The organism is Pseudomonas sp. TH49 (assembly GCF_016650625.1).
Classification (GTDB): domain Bacteria; phylum Pseudomonadota; class Gammaproteobacteria; order Pseudomonadales; family Pseudomonadaceae; genus Aquipseudomonas; species Aquipseudomonas fluorescens_H.
The window spans coordinates 2,180,825-2,202,551 of sequence record NZ_JAEKFL010000001.1 but is presented as its reverse complement, the minus strand read 5'-3'; the positions used below and the strand labels follow the sequence as shown (position 1 = coordinate 2,202,551).

Below are 21,727 nucleotides of genomic sequence, written 5' to 3'. Positions count from 1 at the left end.
TGCTTTATTATCCAGCATCTTTTTCAGACCATCGAGAGGCGTGCGGCCCACACCGCGGGCAGATGGCACGCAGGAAGCCCGGACTAATAAGATGGCATTGAAATCCCCCGCGTTTCGTAAAAAATTTCCGTTGTTGGTAACCGGCAGTCTGCTGGCTATGCAACCTCTGGCCAGTCAATTCGTTGTCGCCGCCGAGCAGTATGACTGCGCCGTCTCGGCAACGGGTGGCTGGGCTTGTGCGCCCAAGACGCCGGCAGCTGCATTGCCGCCGCGTCCGGTGCATGACGGCAGTGCCGTCAGCGCCGCTGGCGAAGCCCCGGCCCAGAACGGTTCCACTTCCGACACCGGCGCCAAGCCTGTGCTGGTCACCGAAGCCAAAGGCCGCGGCCTGAAATCCCGTAGCGAAGACTACAGTCACCTCGACTGGGTTCCGCGCGAGAAGCTCACCGCCGCCCAATTGGCCGAGACCGGTCCTTACTGCTCTGGTTCCTATATCGAACCGATTCGTCCTGGCATGAATGACAAGACGAATAAAAGTGACGCACCGACCTTTATCGGCGCCAAAGCCTCGCGCTACAACACCGAAGATCAGGTGGGTACGCTGGCCGGCGACGTGGTCCTGCGTCAGGGCAGCATGCAGGTCGAGTCCGACGAGGCCAGCCTGTACCAGGCCGAGAGCCGCGCCGAACTCAACGGCGACGTGCGCATTCGCGACAACGGTGCACTGATCGTCGGCGACCACGCCGATGTGCAGCTCGATACCGGTGAAGCCAAGGTCGACAACGCCGAATACGTGCTGCACAAATCGCGCATCCGCGGTAACGCGCTGTACGCCAAACGTGCCGAAAACGCGATCATCCGCTTGAAGGACGGCACGTACACCACGTGCGAACCGAACAGCAACGCGTGGCAGCTCAAGGGCAACAACATCACCCTGAACCCGGCCACCGGCTTCGGTACCGCGACCAACGTGACACTGCGGGTCAAGGACATTCCGATCCTGTACACGCCGTACATCTACTTCCCGATCGACGACCGTCGTCAGTCGGGCTTCCTGCCGCCGACCATCGGCACCGGCAGCGACACCGGCTTCATGCTGGTCACCCCGTACTACTTCAACCTGGCACCGAACTACGATGCCACGTTGTATCCGCGCTACATGAGCAAGCGTGGCCTGTTGATGGAAGGCGAGTTCCGCTACCTGACCAAGTCCAGCGAAGGTCAGTTCGGCGCGGCGTATCTGAACGATGAAGATACCGATCGCAGCAAACAGTCTGATTACGAAAAAAATCGCTACATGTACAACTGGCAACACAAGGGTGGTCTCGACTCCCGTGTGTATACCCAGGTTGACTACACCAAGATCAGCGATCCGTACTACTTCCAGGATCTGACCACCGATCAGATCGGTGTGAAGAGCCAGGACTTCGTGAATCAGCAAGGTTCGGTGACCTATCGTGGCGACAGCTACACCGCTCGCCTGAATGCGCAGCAGTACCAATTGGCAACCGTTTCGAACATCACGCCTTACGGCCGTCTGCCGCAGATCACCTTCAATGGTCAGCTGCCGTATCACCCGGAAGGTTTGAATTTCGATTACGAGACCGAAATTGTTCGGTTCGATCGTGACCTGCAAAACGGTAACTTTACCGATGAAGATGGCACCATCTCGCCACGCCTGGATACAAACGTCCAAGGCTTGGCGCGCGCTAACGGCGACCGTCTGAATCTGAAGCCAGGCGTCAGCCTGCCGATGAACTGGACCTACGGTTTCCTGAAGCCATCGCTCAAATACCAGTACACCCAGTACCAGCTGGATCTGGACAGTATTGGCAAAGGCCAGATCGCAAATCAAACCGCTGAGCAGAACAAACTCAACGGCACCTTCGACAGCAACCAGAACCGTGGCGTACCGATTGCCAGCGTCGACAGCGGCCTGTATTTCGACCGCAACACGTCGTACTTCGGCACGAACTATCGCCAGACCCTGGAACCGCGTCTGTTCTACCTCTATGTACCCAAGGTTGATCAGGAAGACATTCCAGTATTCGACACCAGTGAATACACCTTCAACTACGCGTCGTTGTTCCGCGACAACCGCTTCTCCGGCTCCGACCGCGTCGGCGACGAGAACAAGCTGTCGTTGGGTGTGACCAGCCGCTGGATCGAAGACAACGGTTTCGAGCGTCAGCGCATCAGCGTCGGCCAGGCTTACTACTTCAAGGATCGTGAAGTACAACTGCCAGGCATCGCGTTCAAGGATCGCAAAGATGCCCAGTCCGACGTATCGCCATACGCACTGGAATACGAATACCGCTGGAACCGCGACTGGCGCACCACTGCCGACTACAACTGGGACCCGGACAGCCGCAGCCCACGTTCCGGCAGTGCGATGTTCCATTACCAGCCTGAGGACAACCCGAACAAGATCGTCAACGTCGGCTATCGCTATCGTAACGACCAGGTTCGCTACGACCAGACCACCGGCAAATGGACGGTGGGCGGTGGCGACTACGGCACCCCGGGCCAGCCTGGCTACGTGAAGGACTACTACAAGATCCAGCAGCATGACTTCTCGGTCATCTGGCCGATCGTTCCACAGTGGAGCGCGATCAGCCGCTGGCAGTACGACTACAACCGCAACCGTACGCTGGAAGCCTTCGGTGGTTTCGAGTACGACAACTGCTGCTGGAAACTTCGCCTGATCAACCGTTACTGGGTTTCCTACGACGAATTCAGTCAGGAAGCTCCGCAAAACGAAAAAGGCGACCACGGCGTCTTCCTCCAAATTGTTCTGAAGGGACTCGGCGGCCTTACCGGCGCCAAGACTGAAACCTTCCTCGACAAAGGCATCCAAGGTTATCGTCAACGTGAAGACCAAGCTTTCTGATTGTCTGCGCCCGCTGCTGCTGGGCGCGCTGTTCCTGGGTACTGCGGCCAATGCCGCAGTTCAGTCCATCGATAAAGTGGTCGCGATCGTTGATAACGACGTGGTCATGCAGAGCCAACTGGACCAGCGTGTCCACGAAGTTCAGCAGACCATCGCCAAGCGCGGGGGCGGCATGCCGCCTCCCGGCGTGCTGGATCAGCAGGTGCTCGAGCGTCTGATCGTCGAAAACCTGCAACTGCAGATCGGCGAACGTTCTGGTATCCGCATCACCGATGAAGAGCTGAACCAGGCGGTCGGCACTATCGCTCAGCGCAACAACATGACCGTGGATCAATTCCGCGCTGCTCTGGCTCACGACGGCTTGTCCTACGACGACGCCCGTGACCAGATCAAGCGCGAGATGATCATCAGCCGTGTGCGTCAGCGCCGCGTGGCAGAACGCATCCAGGTCTCGGAACAGGAAGTGAAGAACTTCCTCGCCTCCGACCTGGGCAAGATGCAACTGTCCGAAGAGCTGCACCTGGCGAACATCCTGATTCCAACGCCGGAAAGTGCCAACTCTGAAGCGATTCAGAGCGCTTATCGTCAGGCCATGGACGTTTACCAGCAACTCAAGCAAGGCGCTGACTTCGGTCAACTGGCCGTTGCCAAGTCCGGCAGCGACAACGCTCTGGAAGGCGGCGACATGGGCTGGCGTAAAGCCGCTCAACTGCCACCTCCGTTCGATCGCGAGCTGAGCAACATGGCGGTGGGTGATATCACCCAACCGGCACGCACACCAGGTGGCTTCATCATCCTGAAAGTGCTCGGCAAGCGTGGCGGTGAAACCCAGATGCGCGATGAGGTGCACGTGCGCCACATCCTGGTCAAGCCAAGCCCGATCCGCGACGAAGCCAAGACCAAAGCCCTGGTGCAATCGCTGTACGACCGTATCCTGGCTGGCGAAGACTTCGCTGAACTGGCGAAGAACTACTCCGAAGACCCGGGTTCGGCGCTCAACGGCGGCGACTTGAACTGGATCGACCCGAACGCACTGGTACCGGAATTCCGCGAAGTGATGGCCAAGACCCCACAAGGTCAGCTGTCCAAGCCGTTCCAGACTCAGTACGGCTGGCACGTTCTGGAAGTCCTTGGCCGCCGCGCCACCGACAGCACCGAGCAGGCCCGCGAGCAACAGGCAATGACCGTTCTGCGTAACAAAAAATACGATGAAGAGCTGCAAAACTGGCTGCGTCAGATTCGTGAAGAAGCCTACGTAGAAATCAAACTCCCTGGTGCAGACCAGGCAGCGCAGTGAAACCCAAGCGTTTCGCGCTGACACCCGGCGAACCAGCCGGCATCGGTCCCGACCTGTGCCTGCTGCTCGCCTCGCAAGCCCAGCCACACCCCCTGATTGCCATCACCAGCCGCGACCTGCTCCTCGAGCGGGCCGCGCAGCTGGGGCTGGCCGTCACTTTGCTGGAGGTGGCGCCAGATCACTGGCCGGATGTACCGGCACCCGCCGGCAGCCTGTACGTCTGGGATACCCCGCTCAGCGCCCCCGTGGTTGCCGGGCAACTGGACAAGGCTAACGCTGCATTCGTTCTGGAAACCCTGACCCGCGCCGGCAACGGCTGTCTGAACGGCGATTTCGCCGGGATGATCACCGCTCCGGTACACAAAGGCGTGATCAACGAATCAGGCATCCCGTTCTCCGGGCATACGGAATTCCTCGCCGACCTGACCCATACCGCACAAGTGGTGATGATGCTCGCCACTCGCGGTTTGCGCGTGGCGCTGGTCACCACCCACCTGCCGCTGCGCGAGATTGCCGATGCAATCACCCCTGATCGGCTGGAGCGGGTCACACGGATTCTGCACGCCGACCTGCAAGACAAATTCGGCATCGCCCAGCCACGCATCCTGGTCTGCGGGCTCAACCCGCACGCCGGTGAAGGCGGACACCTGGGCCATGAAGAAATCGACATCATCGAACCTACATTAGAGCGCCTGCGCGGCGAGGGCATGGACCTTCGTGGCCCGCTGCCTGCCGACACTCTGTTTACCCCCAAATATCTGGAGCACTGCGATGCAGTGCTGGCGATGTACCACGACCAGGGCCTGCCCGTGCTGAAGTACAAAGGCTTCGGCGCCGCGGTCAACATTACCCTTGGCCTGCCGATCATCCGCACCTCGGTCGATCATGGCACCGCCCTGGATCTGGCCGGCAGCGGCAAGATCGACACCGGCAGCCTGCAGGTCGCCCTGGAAACCGCCTACCAGATGGCCGAGACCCGTTTATGACCGAGCAATACCAACACAAGGCGCGCAAACGCTTTGGCCAGAACTTCCTGCACGATGCCGGCGTCATCGACCGCATCCTGCGCTCCATCAGCGCCAAATCCGGCGACCGCATGCTGGAAATCGGCCCGGGCCAGGGCGCACTGACGGCTGGCCTGCTCAACTCCGGCGCGCAACTCGACGTGGTGGAACTGGACAAGGACCTGATCCCGATCCTCAACCAGCAGTTTGCCGGCAAGAGCAACTTCAACCTGCATCAGGGCGATGCGCTGAAGTTCGACTTCAATACACTGAACGCCGCGCCGAACAGCCTGCGCGTGGTCGGCAACCTGCCGTATAACATCTCCACGCCGCTGATTTTCCACCTGCTGAATAACGCCGGCATCATTCGCGACATGCACTTCATGCTGCAGAAAGAAGTGGTCGAACGTCTGGCCGCTGGCCCGGGTGGCGGTGACTGGGGTCGTCTGTCGATCATGGTTCAGTACCATTGCCGCGTGGAACACCTGTTCAACGTCGGCCCGGGCGCGTTCAACCCGCCGCCGAAGGTCGACTCGGCCATCGTCCGTCTGGTGCCGCACGCCGTATTGCCGCACCCGGCCAAGGATCATCGCCTGCTCGAGCGCGTGGTACGCGAAGCGTTCAACCAGCGCCGCAAGACCCTGCGCAACACCCTCAAGCAATTGATGACCGCTGCCGAGATCGAAGCCGCCGGCGTCGATGGCAGCCTGCGCCCCGAGCAACTGGACCTGGCCGCATTCGTGCGCCTGGCCGACAAGCTCAGCGAACAAGCCCCGCAAGCCCCCGCCGCCGACTGACCGGCGATGAACGCTATCGGGCAGGACGCCACTCTGGTTTACTGCCCGATACTTGCCTAGACTGATTCCCCATCAGCTACGCCTCGCGTTCCGCTTTGCTTAAGGCCCTTTTGCATGTCCGATTCTCGCTATCAGGTCGATGTCAGTGTCGTCACCCACTATCTGGCAGACCAATCGCAACCCGAGCACAACCGCTTCGCCTTCGCCTACACCATCACCGTGCAAAACAATGGCGCGCTCCCGGCCAAGCTGTTGTCGCGGCATTGGGTGATCACCGACGGTGACGGGCATGTCGAAGAAGTGCGCGGCGCCGGTGTCGTCGGCCAGCAACCGCTGATCGACACAGGCAAGAGCCACACTTACAGCAGCGGCACAGTGATGACCACCAAGGTCGGCACCATGCAGGGCTCTTATGAAATGGTCGCCGACGACGGCAAGCATTTCGACGCGATCATCAAGCCTTTCCGCCTCGCCGTACCCGGAGCCTTGCACTGATGACGACGTACGCCGTCGGCGACCTGCAAGGCTGCCTCGAACCGCTCAAATGTCTGCTCAAGCAAGTGGCTTTCGACCCGAAGCTCGATCGGCTGTGGCTGGTCGGCGACCTGGTCAACCGCGGCCCGCAATCGCTGGAGACCCTGCGTTTTCTCTACGGCATGCGCGACTCGCTGGTTTGCGTACTGGGTAACCATGACCTGCACCTGCTCGCTGCGGCCAACAACATTGAGCGCCTGAAGAAGTCCGATACCCTGCGCGAGATCATTGAAGCCCCCGACGCGGCCGATCTGCTCGAGTGGCTGCGCCAGCAAAAGCTCATGCACTACGACGAGCAACGCGAAATTGCCATGGTGCATGCGGGCATCCCTCCGCAGTGGTCCTTGCGCAAGGCCCTGAAGTACGCGGCCGAGGCCGAAGCGGCACTGCGTGACGACAACCTGTTTCCGCTTTACCTGGACGGCATGTACGGCAATGAGCCGGCGAAATGGGACAGCGAGCTCACGGGCGTGACCCGCCTGCGCGTCATCACCAACTATTTCACCCGCATGCGCTTCTGCACCGCCGAGGGCAAGCTCGACCTCAAGAGCAAGGAAGGCCTCGATACCGCCCCGCCCGGCTACAAACCGTGGTTCCAGCACAAGGAGCGCAAGACCCGCGGCCTGCGGATCATCTTCGGTCACTGGGCTGCGCTGGAAGGCGATGTCCACGAACCGGGCATCTCGGCACTGGACACCGGTTGTGTCTGGGGCGGCAGCCTGACCCTGATGAACGTCGACAGCGGCGAACGCGTGTCCTGCAAGTGCGATGAACACGGCGGCCTTGCACCATCAGTCGCACCACTTATCCCCGAAACGTCGCCAGTCAGCGCGCCGCGTTAGACTGCGCATTCTGCCGAGCAACAGGAACCCGCCATGAGCGAATTCAAACGAATCCCCCCGGAACAGGCCCAGGCCCTGCGTGAACAAGGCGCAGTCGTGGTTGATGTCCGTGATCCCGCCACCTTTGCCGCACTGCATATCAGTGGCTCGAAGCATTTGGACAACCATTCCTTGCACGCTTTTATCCAGGGCGCCGACCTTGATGCACCGACTGTCGTCGTTTGCTATCACGGCAATTCCAGCCAGGGTGCCGCCGCGTATCTGATCAGCCAGGGCTTCTCCGACGTCTACAGCATGGACGGCGGTTTCGAGTTGTGGCGTACGACTTATCCTGCAGAAACCGCGCAAGGCACGCCCGAATAATTTTTTTTGTCACGCGCAGGCCCCGGCTGCCGTGGGCCTGCGCGGGGCAGACGAACGGTCTGCCACAACTAATTACGTATCTCGCCTTTACCTCTCGAATTCCCAACTATCCTTAAGCCCAGGCCATCCAAAACAGGGGAGAGCCGGTACACCGGCGCACGGGTCATCGGGAGTGACTTTCAAGGTTGTCGACCGCGAAAGTGTTCTGGGGGGTAAACAAGTGGCCACAGCGGCTGCTTGCCAGCATCGACTGAGTGATCCGGCGTCGGCTCCACGTATCGAGCGAGGTGACGTCATGAGTATCTTTAGCCACTTCCAACAACGCTTCGAGTCCACACGCCAGGAAGAACTCTCGCTGCAAGAGTACCTGGAGCTGTGCAAGAAAGACCGGAGCGCCTACGTTTCCGCAGCCGAGCGTCTATTGATGGCCATCGGCGAACCGGAACTGCTCGACACATCGACCAATTCGAGGCTGTCGCGCATCTTCTCCAACAAGGTGATCCGTCGCTATCCGGCCTTTGAAGACTTCCACGGGATGGAAGAATGCATCGACCAGATCGTCTCGTATTTCCGCCATGCCGCCCAAGGCCTGGAAGAGAAGAAACAGATCCTCTATCTGCTCGGCCCCGTCGGTGGCGGTAAATCGTCCCTGGCCGAGAAGCTGAAACAGCTGATGGAAAAGGTGCCCTTCTACGCGATCAAGGGTTCGCCGGTATTCGAATCGCCCTTGGGTCTGTTCAACGCCACCGAAGATGGCGCGATCCTCGAGGAAGACTTCGGCATCCCACGGCGCTACCTGAACACCATCATGTCGCCCTGGGCGACCAAACGCCTGGCCGAATTCGGCGGCGACATCAGCCAGTTCCGCGTGGTCAAGTTGTACCCGTCGATCCTCAATCAGATCGCCGTGGCGAAAACCGAACCGGGCGACGAGAACAACCAGGACATCTCGGCGCTGGTGGGTAAGGTCGACATTCGCAAACTCGAGGAATACCCACAGAACGACGCCGACGCCTACAGCTACTCCGGTGCGCTGTGCCGGGCCAACCAGGGCCTGATGGAGTTCGTCGAAATGTTCAAGGCACCGATCAAGGTGCTGCACCCATTGCTGACCGCTACCCAGGAAGGCAACTACAACAGTACCGAAGGACTGGGGGCGATTCCGTTCACCGGGATCCTGCTCGCACACTCCAACGAATCGGAGTGGCACACCTTCCGCAACAACAAGAACAACGAAGCCTTCATCGACCGGATCTACATCGTCAAAGTGCCGTACTGCCTGCGCGTCAGCGACGAGGTGAAGATCTACGACAAGTTGCTGTTCAACAGTTCGCTGGCCAAGGCGCATTGCGCACCGGACACCTTGAAGATGCTGGCGCAGTTCACCGTGCTGTCGCGCCTCAAGGAGCCGGAAAACTCCAACATCTATTCGAAGATGCGCGTCTACGACGGGGAAAACCTCAAGGACACCGATCCAAAGGCCAAGTCGATTCAGGAGTACCGCGACTCGGCCGGCGTCGACGAGGGCATGAACGGCCTGTCGACCCGGTTTGCATTCAAGATCCTGTCCAAGGTGTTCAACTTCGATCCGCATGAAATCGCCGCCAACCCGGTGCACCTGCTGTATGTGCTGGAACAGCAGATCGAACAGGAACAGTTCCAGGCCGAGACCCGCGAACGCTACCTGCGCTACCTCAAGGAATACCTGGCGCCGCGTTATATCGAATTCATCGGCAAGGAGATCCAGACCGCGTACCTGGAGTCTTACAGCGAATACGGGCAAAACATCTTCGACCGCTACGTGCTGTATGCGGACTTCTGGATTCAGGATCAGGAATACCGCGACCCGGAAACCGGCGAGATTCTCAACCGTGTCGCCCTGAACGAAGAACTGGAGAAAATCGAGAAACCGGCCGGCATCAGCAATCCGAAGGATTTCCGCAACGAGATCGTCAACTTCGTATTGCGCGCCCGAGCCAACAACAACGGCAAGAACCCGACCTGGCTCAGCTACGAAAAACTGCGGGTGGTCATCGAGAAGAAAATGTTCTCGAACACCGAAGACCTGCTGCCAGTCATCAGCTTCAATGCCAAGGCCAGCAAAGAGGATCAACAGAAACACAACGACTTCGTTACTCGAATGGTCGAACGCGGCTACACCGACAAACAGGTACGACTGCTGTCCGAGTGGTACCTGCGGGTCCGGAAGTCGCAGTGAAGCAGTTGCAAGCTTCTAGCTATCAGCTGCAAGAACAAAGCGCGTAACCCACAGATGCCCGGGAACCTGCTTTTACTTGCAGCTTGAAGCTCACAACTTGAAGCTGCCCGGAGGGCTTCCTATGAGTTATGTGATCGACCGACGTCTCAATGGCAAGAACAAGAGCACGGTGAATCGCCAGCGCTTCCTGCGGCGTTACCGTGATCACATCAAGAAGGCTGTCGAAGAGGCGGTCAGCCGGCGTTCCATCACCGATATGGAACACGGCGAACAGATCAGCATTCCCGGTCGCGACATCGACGAACCGGTGCTTCACCACGGTCGCGGCGGCAAGCAGACCGTGGTTCATCCCGGCAACAAGGAATTCACTGCCGGCGAACATATCGCCCGTCCACCGGGGGGTGGCGGCGGACGCGGTCCGGGCAAGGCCGGCAATTCCGGCGAGGGCATGGACGAGTTCGTCTTCCAGATCACCCAGGAAGAATTCCTCGAATTCATGTTCGAAGACCTCGAACTGCCGAATCTGGTGAAACGCAACCTCAGTGGTACCGACACGTTCAAGACTGTGCGCGCCGGGATCAGCAACGAGGGTAACCCGTCGCGGATCAACATCATCCGCACCCTGCGCTCGGCTCATGCCAGGCGCATTGCGCTGTCCGGCAGCAGCCGTGCCAAACTGCGCGAGGCCAAAGAGGAACTGGCGCGATTAAAGCGTGAAGAGCCGGATAACTTCGGCGATATTCAGGATCTCGAAGCAGAAATCGAAAAACTCAGTGCGCGCATTCATCGCGTGCCGTTCCTCGACACCTTCGACCTCAAGTACAACCTGCTGATCAAGCAACCCAACCCCAGCTCGAAAGCGGTGATGTTCTGCCTGATGGACGTTTCCGGCTCGATGACCCAGGCGACCAAAGACATCGCCAAACGCTTTTTCATCCTGTTGTACCTGTTCCTCAAGCGTAACTACGACAAGATCGACGTCGTGTTCATCCGCCACCACACCAGCGCCCGGGAAGTGGACGAGGAAGAGTTCTTCTATTCACGGGAAACCGGCGGCACCATCGTCTCCAGCGCGCTGAAGCTGATGCAGGAGATCATGGCCGAGCGCTACCCGAGCAACGAATGGAACATCTATGCCGCGCAGGCTTCCGACGGCGACAACTGGAACGATGACTCGCCAATCTGCCGCGACATCCTGATCAACCAGATCATGCCGTTTGTGCAGTACTACACTTATGTGGAGATCACTCCGCGCGAGCATCAGGCCCTCTGGTACGAATACGAACGCATTGCCGAAGCCTTTTCCGACACGTTTGCCCAGCAGCAGCTGGTCTCGGCCGGGGATATCTATCCGGTCTTCCGTGAACTCTTCCAGCGCAGGTTAGTGACATGACCGCCAAAGAGCAGAAACGCCAACCCATCTCCACCGGCTCCGAATGGACGTTCGAGCTGATCCAGGCCTACGACCGCGAAATCGCCCGGATTGCGGCCGGCTACGCGCTGGATACCTATCCCAACCAGATCGAAGTGATCACCGCCGAGCAGATGATGGATGCCTATGCCTCGGTCGGCATGCCACTGGGCTATCACCACTGGTCCTACGGCAAACACTTCCTCAGTACCGAGAAATCCTACAGCCGCGGCCAGATGGGGCTGGCCTACGAAATCGTGATCAACTCGGACCCGTGCATCGCCTACCTGATGGAGGAAAACACCATCTGCATGCAGGCGCTGGTGGTCGCTCACGCGTGCTACGGGCACAACAGTTTCTTCAAGGGCAACTACCTGTTCCGCACCTGGACTGACGCCAGCTCGATCATCGATTACCTGGTGTTCGCCAAGCAGTACATCATGCAATGCGAAGAGCGCCACGGTATCGACGCGGTGGAGGACCTGCTCGACTCCTGCCATGCGCTGATGAACTACGGGGTCGACCGCTACAAGCGCCCGTATCCGATTTCCGCCGAGGAAGAACGCCGGCGGCAGAAGGATCGCGAAGAGCACATGCAGAAGCAGATCAACGATCTATGGCGCACCATCCCCAAAGGCGCGGACAAATACAGCGACAAGGACAACGCGCGCTTCCCGGCCGAGCCTCAGGAAAACATCCTGTACTTCATCGAGAAACACGCGCCGCTACTGGAGCCGTGGCAACGGGAGATCGTGCGGATCGTACGCAAGATCGCCCAGTATTTTTATCCACAGCGCCAGACTCAGGTGATGAACGAAGGCTGGGCCACGTTCTGGCACTACACGCTGATGAACGACCTGTACGACGAGGGCCTGGTGACCGACGGCTTCATGATGGAATTCCTCACCTCGCACACCAGCGTGGTGTTCCAGCCCGGCTTCGACAGTCCTTACTACAACGGGATCAACCCCTACGCACTGGGTTTCGCGATGTATCGCGACATCCGCCGCATGTGCGAAAACCCCACCGAGGAAGACCGGCGCTGGTTCCCGGACATCGCCGGTTCCGACTGGCTGTCGAGCATCAAGTTCGCCATGAGCAGCTTCAAGGATGAGAGTTTCATCCTGCAATACCTGTCACCGAAGGTGATCCGTGACCTGAAACTGTTCAGCATTCTTGATGACGATCAGAAGGACGATTTGCTGGTACCGGCGATCCATGACGAAACCGGCTACCGGATCATCCGCGAAACCCTGGCTGCGCAGTACAACCTCGGCAACCGCGAGCCCAACGTGCAGATCTACAGCATCGACCGGCGCGGCGACCGCTCGCTGACCCTGCGTCACCAGCAACATGACCGCAAACCCTTGGGCGACTCCACCGACGAGGTACTGAAACATCTGCACCGCTTGTGGGGCTTCGATATTCATCTGGAAACCCTGCAGGGTGACCAGATCATGAAAACCCACCATGTACCACCGCGAAGTGAACACAGCGAAGGCGATTACGGTCGGCTCGACCTGGCCGTGATTCATCTTTAGATGCGGCTCTGACCTCCGAAAGTCCGGCGCAAGGGTTATCCTGTCGGGCTAACGGAGGTTTTTTATGCAGATTTTCAAGGTTGGCGGTGCGGTGCGCGATCGCTTGCTCGGCTTACCGGTAACCGATATTGATTGGGTGGTGGTCGGCGCCACGGCAGACGAGATGCTCGCCAAGGGTTATCGCCCGGTTGGAGCGGATTTTCCGGTATTCCTTCACCCCAAGACCGGCGAGGAATACGCCCTCGCCCGCACCGAACGCAAAAGCGGTCGCGGTTATGGCGGCTTCACCTTTCACGCCAGCCCCGAAGTCACCCTCGAAGAAGACCTGATCCGCCGTGATCTGACGATCAACGCGATCGCCGAGGACGACCAGCAAAACCTGACCGATCCGTATCATGGCCAGCGCGATCTCGAAGCGCGCATCCTGCGCCACGTTTCCCCCGCATTCGCCGAAGATCCGCTCCGTGTGCTGCGCGTTGCGCGCTTTGCTGCCCGATATGCCAGTCTTGGCTTCACTGTCGCACCAGAAACACTGGAACTGATGCGCCAGCTCAGTGAGTCCGGTGAACTGCAGGCGCTGACCGCCGAACGCAGCTGGAAAGAAATCTCCCGCGCACTGATGGAAGATCAGCCGCAGGTATTCATCCAGGTGCTGCGCGACTGTGGCGCCTTGAAAGTATTGATGCCGGAAGTCGACGCGCTGTTCGGCGTACCGCAACCGGAAGCGCATCACCCGGAAATCGATACCGGCCTGCACACTCTCAGCGTTCTGGAGCAATCAGCGCTGCACGAACAACCGCTAACGGTACGCTGGGCTTGTCTGCTGCATGACCTCGGCAAAGGCCTGACGCCGGAAGAAGAGTGGCCACGACATATCGCCCATGAACACACCGGGCTGAAGCTGATCAAAGCGGTCAACGAACGCTTCAAGGCACCGAAGGACTGCCAGGAACTGGCGTTGCTAGTCGGCGAGTACCACACCCATGGCCACCGCGCCCTGGAGCTGAAGGCGTCGACCTTGCTGGAGCTGCTGCAGAGCTTTGACGTGTATCGCCGCCCGCAGCGTTTTGAGGAATTCATCGTCGCCTGCGAGATGGATGCCCGTGGACGCAAGGGCCTGGAGCAACGCAGTTACCCACAGGCGGATTATCTGCGCGGCGCTGCCAAGGCTGCACGGGAAGTCGCGGTGCAGCCGTTGCTGGAGAAGGGATTCAAAGGCCCGGAACTGGGCGAAGCGCTGAAGCGAGAACGACTGAAGGCGCTAAAAGCCTACAAAGACGAGGCGTCAGCCTGAAAAGCTTCGCGAGCAAGCCCGCTCCCACAAGGAGAATGCATTCCAAATGTGGGAGCGGGCCTGCTCGCGAAGGCGTCCGTCAGATCAACGCAAATCCGAAGGCGTGAGCTGCTCGCCTCGCCATTCAAATCCCACCGGCGCCAACACCTGATCAATCTGCGCCTCGGCCCACAACGTCGCGAAGCTTTTTCCCCCACCTGGATGTACCCGATCCGGCGCAATCAGCGACAGCGGCCACAGCACAAAGGCGTTTTTCAGGATTTCGGCACGCGGCAGAATCAAGCCGTCGAAGTTACCGGTCAGATCGCCGTATAACAGCACGTCGATATCCAGCGGTAGCCCCTTGCGATCCGGCGCGTAGCGACCGTTATCGGCTTCGATGAATTTCAGGCGCCGATCCAGCTCCATCAACGGCAGATCGGTCAGCGCCGAGACCACGAAATTGTAGAACGGCCCGCTCTTGATCCCCACCGGCTGACTCTCGAACACCGCCGAACAGCGGATATCCACCAGAAACGTCGCCAATGCGTCGAGTCCGGCGCGCAAATGGGTTTCGCGCTCGATATTGCTACCGAGCCCGAGGTACACCTGAGTCAGCGACATCCGCGCTCGATCTCCACACCCACGCCACCCTTGGCGGCCGGCACGGCGCCAGGTTTAGTCAGCTTCAGACGAACCCAGGTGATCTTGAATTCGGCCATCAGCACTTCGACCAGACGCTCGGCAAAGGTCTCGACCAGTTGATACTGCGCCTGCTCGGCAAAGGCCTGGATGCGCGTGGAAACGCTGGCGTAATCGAGCGCCAGGGTCAGGTCGTCACCGGCCGCTGCCGGGCGATTGTCCCAGGCGAAGCTCAGATCAAGACGCAAGCACTGTCGGATGCCGCGCTCCCAGTCGTAGGCACCGATCACGGTGTCAACTTCCAGGCCCTCGATAAACACTCTGTCCAAGCACTTTTCTCCGCTGCACGACAAGGGCGCAATGCGCCGTTAGAATCAGGGCGTCCTCGCCCGGAATGGTTAGCATGTTTTGGTTAGTGGCGATCCTCGCCTACCTGCTCGGCTCTCTGTCCTTCGCCATTTTGCTCAGCCGCCTGACCGGAAATCCGGATCCGCGAATGAGTGGCTCGGGTAATGCCGGCGCCACCAACATGCTGCGCCTGGCCGGTCGCAAACTGGCGATCCTGACCCTGCTGGGTGATCTGTGCAAAGGCTTGGTACCGGTGCTGATCGCAGCGGCCATAGGCCTTTCGCTGCAGGATCAGGCCTGGATCGGCGTGTGCGCCGTGATCGGTCACCTGTTCCCGCTGTATTTCCGTTTTCGCGGCGGCAAAGGCGTCGCCACGGCTGCCGGCATGTTGCTGGGCCTGTATCCGCCCGCCGCACTGCTGGCGGTGTGTGCCTGGCTGCTGACGTTCTACCTGACCCGCACCAGCTCGCTGGCGGCGCTGATTGCCACGCCCCTGACCCTGCCCTTGCTTGCGTGGCAAGAACCGGAGGCGCTACTGCCGATGAGCGCGTTGACGCTACTGATCGTCTGGCGCCACCGCGGCAATCTACGCGACCTGTTTGCCGGGCGCGAACGGCATTTTTAAATACCCCTCAGCCACACCGCCCATCACAGTGCCGACAACTGCTCCATCGGCCAGCGCGCCTGCACGCTGATCGCCAGACTTTCCTGCTGACCGGCCTGCAAACGCTGGCAACCGGCAAACGCGATCATCGCGCCATTGTCGGTGCAGAACTCGGGACGGGCATAGAACACCTCGCCCTGCATGTCGCCGAGCATCTTTTCCAGCGATGCGCGCAACGCCTTGTTGGCGCTGACGCCGCCAGCGATCACCAGACGCTTCATTCCCGCATGTTTCAGCGCGCGCTTGCACTTGATGGTCAAAGTCTCCACCACGGCCTGCTGGAACGCCAGCGCGATGTCGCAACGGGCTTGCTCGCTGTCGTCCCCGACGCTGACGCATTGCTGCCAGGTGTTGAGGGCAAAGGTTTTCAGACCGCTGAAGCTGAAATCCAGACCCGGGCGATCACACATCGGACGCGGGAAGGTGAAACGCCCTGCGACGCCCTTCTCGGCCAGCTTGGCGATTTCCGGCCCGCCCGGATAATTGAGGCCCATCATTTTCGCAGTCTTGTCGAACGCTTCGCCGGCAGCATCGTCGAGCGTCTCGCCGAGCAGGCTGTATTGGCCAATGCCATCGACCTGAACCAGCTGCGTATGACCACCGGAAACCAACAAAGCGACGAACGGGAATTCCGGCGGTTTTGGCTCCAGCATTGGCGCCAGCAAGTGGCCTTCCATATGGTGCACTCCGAGTGCCGGAATACCCCAGGCAAACGCCAGCGCCTGCGCGCATGAGGCACCGACCAGCAGCGCTCCGACCAGGCCCGGGCCCGCGGTGTAGGCGATCGCGTCGATCTCGGTCGGCACGCAGTCAGCCTCGGCCAACACCTGACGAATCAAGGGCAGCATGCGCTTTACGTGGTCACGCGAGGCCAGCTCCGGCACCACACCGCCATAAATGCGGTGCAGGTCGATCTGACTGAACAGCGCGTCGGCCAGCAGGCCGCGTTCGCTGTCGTATAATGCGACGCCGGTTTCGTCGCAGGAAGTTTCTAATCCCAGTACTAGCATGGGTTTGCGCCTTGTTTAGGCTGAATTCGAAGGCGCGCATAATAGTCGCCATGCGATGCCCCGACTAGCGGTTTTCGATCAGAGGCTTTGCATTCCGAGCGATGAGGGGTTAACATCCGCAACCCTTAAAAACCGACGTCTTCAAGTGCTCTTTTGCCGCGAGGATGTTGACCCCGGTAATGAATGAAGGTAGCTCTGGATGCCAGCCGTCAAAGTTAAAGAGAACGAACCCTTCGACGTAGCTCTGCGTCGTTTCAAGCGCTCCTGCGAAAAAGCCGGTGTACTGGCTGAAGTTCGTAGCCGCGAATTTTACGAGAAGCCAACTTCTGAGCGTAAGCGCAAAGCAGCAGCCGCTGTTAAGCGTCACGCCAAGAAAGTTCAGCGCGAACAGCGCCGCGCCGTTCGTCTGTACTAATACACAGACGATCGTAGCAAGCTTCTTGCCTAAGCCCGGCCCTCAGCCGGGCTAATGGCATTTGCGTAAAACGCTTGATGCTTCACCGTCGAAGCCGCACATGCGATCGAGACAAAACCGCTTCACCGCGTCAGGCCTGGCTCTTTTGCCAGCGGTGCACGTCTTTTCTGACGAGCCTTTCAAGGCTACTGACGAGCACACCCACTGATTCCTCTCACGACGATCAGCCCAAGGCACCTGCATGCGTGCCCGTTTTATTGAGCTATCCGAGGCCATTTATCGGCCGTCAGCGGATTCAGCGCAACACTTTCAAATAGTCGAAGACTGATAGGCACTAACGTCAGTGGATTTTCGGCAGATACACTTCCCGACAGCGATCACGCAAACGACACCGGTCGAGCAGCCCATTTTGTGCGCCTCACTCAAGACCTGCGTCCGGCCGCCCTTCGCATCGGACTCATTACAAGCACAGACGAGAACGCCATGGCCGGGCTGATTCCCCAGAGCTTTATTGACGACCTCCTGAACCGCACCGACATCGTCGACGTGGTCAGCTCGCGTGTGCAACTGAAAAAGGCCGGCAAGAACTACACCGCCTGCTGCCCGTTTCATAAAGAGAAAACCCCGTCGTTCAGCGTCAGCCCCGACAAGCAGTTCTATTACTGCTTCGGCTGCGGCGCCGGCGGCAACGCCCTCGGCTTTCTCATGGACCACGACAACCTGGATTTCCCACAGGCCGTCGAGGACCTGGCCAAAGCCGCCGGCATGGAAATCCCCCGCGAGGAAAGCGGTCGCCCGCACAAACCGCGGCAACCGACCGATTCGCCACTGTATCCGCTGCTCACCGCCGCCGCCGATTTTTACCGGCAGGCGCTCAAGAGCCATCCCGCACGCAAAGCCGCCGTGGATTACCTCAAGGGCCGTGGCCTGACTGGCGAGATCGCCCGGGACTTCGGCCTGGGTTTCGCACCGCCGGGCTGGGACAATCTGTTCAAGCATTTGAGCAGCGACACGTTGCAGCAGAAAGCCATGATCGACGCCGGCCTGCTGATCGAGAACGCTGAAACCGGCAAACGCTATGACCGCTTTCGCGATCGCGTGATGTTCCCGATCCGTGATACCCGTGGCCGGATCATCGCTTTCGGCGGCCGGGTACTGGGTGACGACAAGCCGAAATACCTGAACTCGCCGGAAACCCCGGTATTCCATAAAGGCCAGGAACTCTACGGCCTCTATGAAGCACGCAAGAACAACCGCAATCTCGATGAAATCATCGTCGTCGAGGGTTACATGGACGTCATCGCTCTGGCCCAGCAAGGCTTGCGCAATGCCGTCGCGACCCTGGGCACAGCGACCAGCGAAGAACACCTCAAGCGCCTGTTTCGCGTCGTGCCGAACGTTCTGTTCTGTTTCGACGGCGACCAGGCCGGACGCAACGCCGCATGGCGCGCCCTGGAAGCGACGCTTCCGTGCCTGCAGGATGGACGCCGCGCGCGCTTCCTGTTTCTTCCGGAAGGCGAAGACCCGGACACCCTGGTTCGCGCCGAAGGCACTGACGCTTTCAAGGCACGCATCAATCAGCATGCGCAGCCGCTGGCAGACTATTTCTTCCAGCAACTGACCGAGGAAGCCGATCCGCGCTCGCTCGAAGGCAAGGCTCACATGGCCACCCTCGCCGCACCGTTGATCGACAAAGTGCCGGGCGCCAACCTGCGCATCCTGATGCGTCAGCGCCTGACCGAAATCACCGGTCTGAGCAGCGAAACCGTCAGTCAGCTGGCACAAAGCGCACCACAGGAAGCGCCGCCCGCCTACGATCCGGGCATCGATTACGACGCAATGCCGGACTACAGCGACTACCATCAGCCGCAGGCACAGGATATGTACGTGCCGCAGCAAGAGTGGACGCCAAAGAAACCCGGCGCCGGCGGCAAGAAATGGGACAAGAAACCCTGGGACAAGAACGGCAAGCGCGGCGGTGAGCGCGATCAACAGCGCCCACGCACGCCGATTGGCGTCGAGTCGCCAACCCTGACCGCCCTGCGTACATTGCTGCACCACCCGCAACTGGCCAAACGCGTTGAAGACGCCGGACACATTGCGGACGAAAATCAGACCAACGCACAGTTACTTGTGGCGCTGCTCGAGGCCGTACAGAAGAATCCCAAGCTAAACTCATTTCAGTTGATCGCGCGATGGCACGGCACTGAACAAGGTCGGTTGCTCAAGGCACTGGCGGAAAAGGAGTGGCTGATTGACGGAGAAAACCTTGAACAACAGTTTTTCGACACCATTACTAGCTTGTCAGCCCGCCAACGCGAGCGAAATCTGGAACAGTTGCTCAGGAAAGCGCGTCAAAGCGAACTGAGCGCCGAAGAGAAAAATCAACTGCGCGACCTTCTAAGTCGCAATGTTTCCGCATCAAACCCGACCTCAACTGGCGCGTGAGGTCATAGCTCAGGTATAATCCTCGGCTTGTTTTTTGCCCGCCAAGACCTTCAGTGGATAGGGTGTTATGTCCGGAAAAGCGCAACAGCAGTCTCGTATTATTGAGTTGATCAAACTGGGTCGTGAGCAGAAGTATCTGACTTACGCCGAGGTCAACGACCACCTGCCCGAGGATATTTCAGATCCGGAGCAGGTGGAAGACATCATCCGCATGATTAACGACATGGGGATCCCCGTACACGAGAGTGCTCCGGATGCGGACGCCCTTATGTTGGCCGACGCCGATACCGACGAGGCCGCTGCGGAAGAAGCAGCCGCCGCGTTGGCAGCGGTGGAGACCGATATCGGTCGCACCACTGACCCTGTGCGCATGTATATGCGTGAGATGGGTACGGTCGAGCTTCTGACTCGTGAAGGCGAAATCGAAATCGCCAAACGTATCGAAGAAGGCATCCGTGAAGTGATGAGCGCAATCGCGCACTTCCCTGGCACGGTTGACCACATTCTCTCCGAGTACACTCGCGTCACCACCGAAGGTGGTCGCCTGTCCGACGTTCTGAGCGGTTACATCGACCCGGACGACGGCATTGCGCCGCCGGCTGCCGAAGTGCCACCGCCGATCGACGCGAAAGCCGCCAAGGCTGACGACGATACCGACGACGATGACGCCGAAGCTTCGGATGACGAAGAAGAAGCCGAAAGCGGTCCGGATCCGGTCATCGCTGCCCAGCGTTTCGGCGCTGTGGCCGATCAGATGGAAATCACCCGCAAGGCCCTGAAAAAGCACGGTCGTCACAACAAGGCAGCGGTTGCCGAGTTGCTGGTCCTGGCCGAGCTGTTCATGCCGATCAAACTGGTACCGAAGCAATTCGAAGCCCTGGTCGAGCGTGTTCGCAGTGCCCTGGATCGTCTGCGTCAGCAAGAGCGCGCGATCATGCAACTGTGCGTACGTGATGCACGTATGCCACGCGCCGATTTCCTGCGTCAGTTCCCAGGCAATGAAGTCGACGAAAGCTGGTCCGACGCCTTGGCCAAAGGCAAGAGCAAATACGCCGAAGCCATTGGTCGCGTACAGCCGGATATCATTCGTTGCCAGCAGAAGCTGACCGCGCTGGAAACCGAGACCGGTCTGACCATCGCTGAAATCAAGGACATCAACCGTCGCATGTCGATCGGTGAGGCCAAGGCCCGCCGCGCGAAGAAAGAGATGGTTGAAGCCAACTTGCGTCTGGTGATCTCGATCGCCAAGAAGTACACCAACCGCGGCCTGCAATTCCTCGATCTGATCCAGGAAGGCAACATCGGCCTGATGAAAGCGGTGGACAAGTTCGAATACCGTCGTGGTTACAAGTTCTCGACTTATGCCACCTGGTGGATCCGTCAGGCGATCACTCGCTCGATCGCCGACCAGGCCCGCACCATCCGTATTCCGGTGCACATGATCGAGACGATCAACAAGCTCAACCGCATTTCCCGCCAGATGCTGCAGGAAATGGGTCGCGAACCGACCCCGGAAGAGCTGGGCGAACGCATGGAAATGCCTGAGGACAAGATCCGCAAGGTATTGAAGATCGCTAAAGAGCCGATCTCCATGGAAACCCCGATCGGTGATGACGAAGACTCTCATCTGGGTGACTTCATCGAAGACTCGACCATGCAGTCGCCAATCGATGTTGCAACCGTTGAAAGCCTGAAAGAAGCGACCCGCGAAGTGCTGTCCGGCCTCACTGCCCGTGAAGCCAAGGTACTGCGCATGCGCTTCGGTATCGACATGAACACCGACCACACACTCGAAGAAGTGGGCAAACAGTTTGACGTAACGCGTGAGCGGATCCGTCAGATTGAAGCCAAGGCGCTGCGCAAGCTGCGCCACCCGACGCGAAGCGAGCATCTGCGCTCCTTCCTCGACGAGTGATACCAGAACCCCCGGCCCAGGCCGGGGGTTTTGTTTATGGGCAGATTAAATCCCTCTCACCGCCCCTCCCCTGCATACCCCGTCTACACTCGAAAACAATGAATCCCGTGCCATA

At 59.4% G+C, this 21,727-nt stretch carries 18 protein-coding genes; 15 read left to right on the top strand and 3 right to left on the bottom strand.

Annotation, left to right across the window (positions count from 1 at the left end):
* Positions 1-91: 91 nt before the first annotated feature.
* The 11 genes from JFU48_RS09935 (at position 92) to JFU48_RS09885 (ending at position 14,191) form a co-directional block, all read left to right on the top strand.
* Positions 92-2,890 carry an LPS-assembly protein LptD gene (locus JFU48_RS09935; RefSeq protein WP_003228834.1) on the top strand — a complete coding sequence of 933 codons (2,799 nt, stop codon included), beginning with the start codon at positions 92-94 and terminating at the stop codon, positions 2,888-2,890.
* The gene (gene surA / locus JFU48_RS09930) at positions 2,871-4,187 is read left to right on the top strand and encodes a peptidylprolyl isomerase SurA (protein ID WP_103520823.1); all 1,317 of its coding nucleotides are present in this window, start codon (positions 2,871-2,873) and stop codon (positions 4,185-4,187) included. The genes JFU48_RS09935 and surA overlap by 20 nt, the downstream gene beginning before the upstream one ends.
* Positions 4,184-5,173 carry a 4-hydroxythreonine-4-phosphate dehydrogenase PdxA gene (pdxA, locus tag JFU48_RS09925; RefSeq protein ID WP_103485898.1) on the top strand — a complete coding sequence of 330 codons (990 nt, stop codon included), beginning with the start codon at positions 4,184-4,186 and terminating at the stop codon, positions 5,171-5,173. The genes surA and pdxA overlap by 4 nt, the downstream gene beginning before the upstream one ends.
* Positions 5,170-5,988 carry a 16S rRNA (adenine(1518)-N(6)/adenine(1519)-N(6))-dimethyltransferase RsmA gene (gene rsmA, locus JFU48_RS09920; protein ID WP_003228841.1) on the top strand — a complete coding sequence of 273 codons (819 nt, stop codon included), beginning with the start codon at positions 5,170-5,172 and terminating at the stop codon, positions 5,986-5,988. The genes pdxA and rsmA overlap by 4 nt, the downstream gene beginning before the upstream one ends.
* A 114-nt stretch (positions 5,989-6,102) precedes the next feature.
* Positions 6,103-6,483, top strand: coding sequence for a Co2+/Mg2+ efflux protein ApaG (gene apaG / locus JFU48_RS09915; protein WP_003228843.1), 381 nt, complete (start codon positions 6,103-6,105; stop codon positions 6,481-6,483).
* The gene (locus JFU48_RS09910; protein ID WP_103485899.1) at positions 6,483-7,364 is read left to right on the top strand and encodes a symmetrical bis(5'-nucleosyl)-tetraphosphatase; all 882 of its coding nucleotides are present in this window, start codon (positions 6,483-6,485) and stop codon (positions 7,362-7,364) included. The genes apaG and JFU48_RS09910 overlap by 1 nt, the downstream gene beginning before the upstream one ends.
* 33 nt (positions 7,365-7,397) lie before the next feature.
* On the top strand, positions 7,398-7,727 hold the full coding sequence (gene glpE / locus JFU48_RS09905; RefSeq protein ID WP_003228847.1) for a thiosulfate sulfurtransferase GlpE: 330 nt from the start codon (positions 7,398-7,400) through the stop codon (positions 7,725-7,727).
* Positions 7,728-8,022: 295 nt separating this feature from the next.
* Positions 8,023-9,945: a PrkA family serine protein kinase gene (locus JFU48_RS09900; protein WP_003228848.1), complete on the top strand. Its 1,923-nt coding sequence runs from the start codon at positions 8,023-8,025 to the stop codon at positions 9,943-9,945.
* 121 nt (positions 9,946-10,066) lie between these two features.
* Complete coding sequence (locus JFU48_RS09895) at positions 10,067-11,338, top strand: YeaH/YhbH family protein (protein ID WP_201136428.1); 1,272 nt, start codon at positions 10,067-10,069, stop codon at positions 11,336-11,338.
* The gene (locus tag JFU48_RS09890) at positions 11,335-12,897 is read left to right on the top strand and encodes a SpoVR family protein (protein WP_003228850.1); all 1,563 of its coding nucleotides are present in this window, start codon (positions 11,335-11,337) and stop codon (positions 12,895-12,897) included. Before JFU48_RS09895 ends, JFU48_RS09890 begins: the two co-directional genes overlap by 4 nt.
* Positions 12,898-12,961: 64 nt before the next feature.
* Positions 12,962-14,191 carry a multifunctional CCA addition/repair protein gene (locus JFU48_RS09885; RefSeq protein WP_103521081.1) on the top strand — a complete coding sequence of 410 codons (1,230 nt, stop codon included), beginning with the start codon at positions 12,962-12,964 and terminating at the stop codon, positions 14,189-14,191.
* An 84-nt stretch (positions 14,192-14,275) separates the two neighbouring features.
* Here the strand turns inward: JFU48_RS09885 and folK are convergent, their stop codons facing one another.
* Both folK and folB read right to left on the bottom strand, forming a co-directional pair.
* Positions 14,276-14,794, bottom strand: coding sequence for a 2-amino-4-hydroxy-6-hydroxymethyldihydropteridine diphosphokinase (gene folK / locus JFU48_RS09880; RefSeq protein ID WP_201136427.1), 519 nt, complete (start codon positions 14,792-14,794; stop codon positions 14,276-14,278).
* A complete protein-coding gene (folB, locus tag JFU48_RS09875; protein WP_103521083.1) occupies positions 14,785-15,141 on the bottom strand; it encodes a dihydroneopterin aldolase in 357 nt (118 codons plus the stop codon). The genes folK and folB overlap by 10 nt, the downstream gene beginning before the upstream one ends.
* Before the next feature lie 74 nt (positions 15,142-15,215).
* Between folB and plsY the strand changes: the two genes are divergently transcribed.
* Complete coding sequence (gene plsY / locus JFU48_RS09870; protein WP_103485902.1) at positions 15,216-15,785, top strand: glycerol-3-phosphate 1-O-acyltransferase PlsY; 570 nt, start codon at positions 15,216-15,218, stop codon at positions 15,783-15,785.
* Between the two features lie 23 nt (positions 15,786-15,808).
* On the opposite strand, the gene tsaD is transcribed toward plsY, so the two are convergent.
* The gene (gene tsaD, locus JFU48_RS09865; RefSeq protein WP_201136426.1) at positions 15,809-16,834 is read right to left on the bottom strand and encodes a tRNA (adenosine(37)-N6)-threonylcarbamoyltransferase complex transferase subunit TsaD; all 1,026 of its coding nucleotides are present in this window, start codon (positions 16,832-16,834) and stop codon (positions 15,809-15,811) included.
* Positions 16,835-17,033: 199 nt separating this feature from the next.
* On the opposite strand from tsaD, the gene rpsU reads away from it, so the two are divergent.
* The 3 genes from rpsU (at position 17,034) to rpoD (ending at position 21,612) form a co-directional block, all read left to right on the top strand.
* On the top strand, positions 17,034-17,249 hold the full coding sequence (rpsU, locus tag JFU48_RS09860; protein ID WP_002551877.1) for a 30S ribosomal protein S21: 216 nt from the start codon (positions 17,034-17,036) through the stop codon (positions 17,247-17,249).
* A gap of 483 nt (positions 17,250-17,732) precedes the next feature.
* A complete protein-coding gene (gene dnaG, locus JFU48_RS09855) occupies positions 17,733-19,697 on the top strand; it encodes a DNA primase (protein WP_103485904.1) in 1,965 nt (654 codons plus the stop codon).
* 67 nt (positions 19,698-19,764) lie between these two features.
* Positions 19,765-21,612, top strand: coding sequence for an RNA polymerase sigma factor RpoD (gene rpoD / locus JFU48_RS09850; RefSeq protein WP_003228865.1), 1,848 nt, complete (start codon positions 19,765-19,767; stop codon positions 21,610-21,612).
* Positions 21,613-21,727: the final 115 nt, after the last annotated feature.

What these genes read in the sequence shown, in the direction of transcription:
- JFU48_RS09935 (WP_003228834.1), top strand. Translation starts at nt 92, where the DNA reads ATGGCATTGAAATCCCCCGCGTTTCGTAAAAAATTTCCGTTGTTGGTA.
- rsmA (WP_003228841.1), top strand. Translation starts at nt 5,170, where the DNA reads ATGACCGAGCAATACCAACACAAGGCGCGCAAACGCTTTGGCCAGAAC.
- apaG (WP_003228843.1), top strand. Translation starts at nt 6,103, where the DNA reads ATGTCCGATTCTCGCTATCAGGTCGATGTCAGTGTCGTCACCCACTAT.
- JFU48_RS09910 (WP_103485899.1), top strand. Translation starts at nt 6,483, where the DNA reads ATGACGACGTACGCCGTCGGCGACCTGCAAGGCTGCCTCGAACCGCTC.
- glpE (WP_003228847.1), top strand. Translation starts at nt 7,398, where the DNA reads ATGAGCGAATTCAAACGAATCCCCCCGGAACAGGCCCAGGCCCTGCGT.
- JFU48_RS09900 (WP_003228848.1), top strand. Translation starts at nt 8,023, where the DNA reads ATGAGTATCTTTAGCCACTTCCAACAACGCTTCGAGTCCACACGCCAG.
- JFU48_RS09895 (WP_201136428.1), top strand. Translation starts at nt 10,067, where the DNA reads ATGAGTTATGTGATCGACCGACGTCTCAATGGCAAGAACAAGAGCACG.
- JFU48_RS09890 (WP_003228850.1), top strand. Translation starts at nt 11,335, where the DNA reads ATGACCGCCAAAGAGCAGAAACGCCAACCCATCTCCACCGGCTCCGAA.
- JFU48_RS09885 (WP_103521081.1), top strand. Translation starts at nt 12,962, where the DNA reads ATGCAGATTTTCAAGGTTGGCGGTGCGGTGCGCGATCGCTTGCTCGGC.
- folK (WP_201136427.1), bottom strand. Translation starts at nt 14,794, where the DNA reads ATGTCGCTGACTCAGGTGTACCTCGGGCTCGGTAGCAATATCGAGCGC.
- plsY (WP_103485902.1), top strand. Translation starts at nt 15,216, where the DNA reads ATGTTTTGGTTAGTGGCGATCCTCGCCTACCTGCTCGGCTCTCTGTCC.
- tsaD (WP_201136426.1), bottom strand. Translation starts at nt 16,834, where the DNA reads ATGCTAGTACTGGGATTAGAAACTTCCTGCGACGAAACCGGCGTCGCA.
- rpsU (WP_002551877.1), top strand. Translation starts at nt 17,034, where the DNA reads ATGCCAGCCGTCAAAGTTAAAGAGAACGAACCCTTCGACGTAGCTCTG.
- dnaG (WP_103485904.1), top strand. Translation starts at nt 17,733, where the DNA reads ATGGCCGGGCTGATTCCCCAGAGCTTTATTGACGACCTCCTGAACCGC.
- rpoD (WP_003228865.1), top strand. Translation starts at nt 19,765, where the DNA reads ATGTCCGGAAAAGCGCAACAGCAGTCTCGTATTATTGAGTTGATCAAA.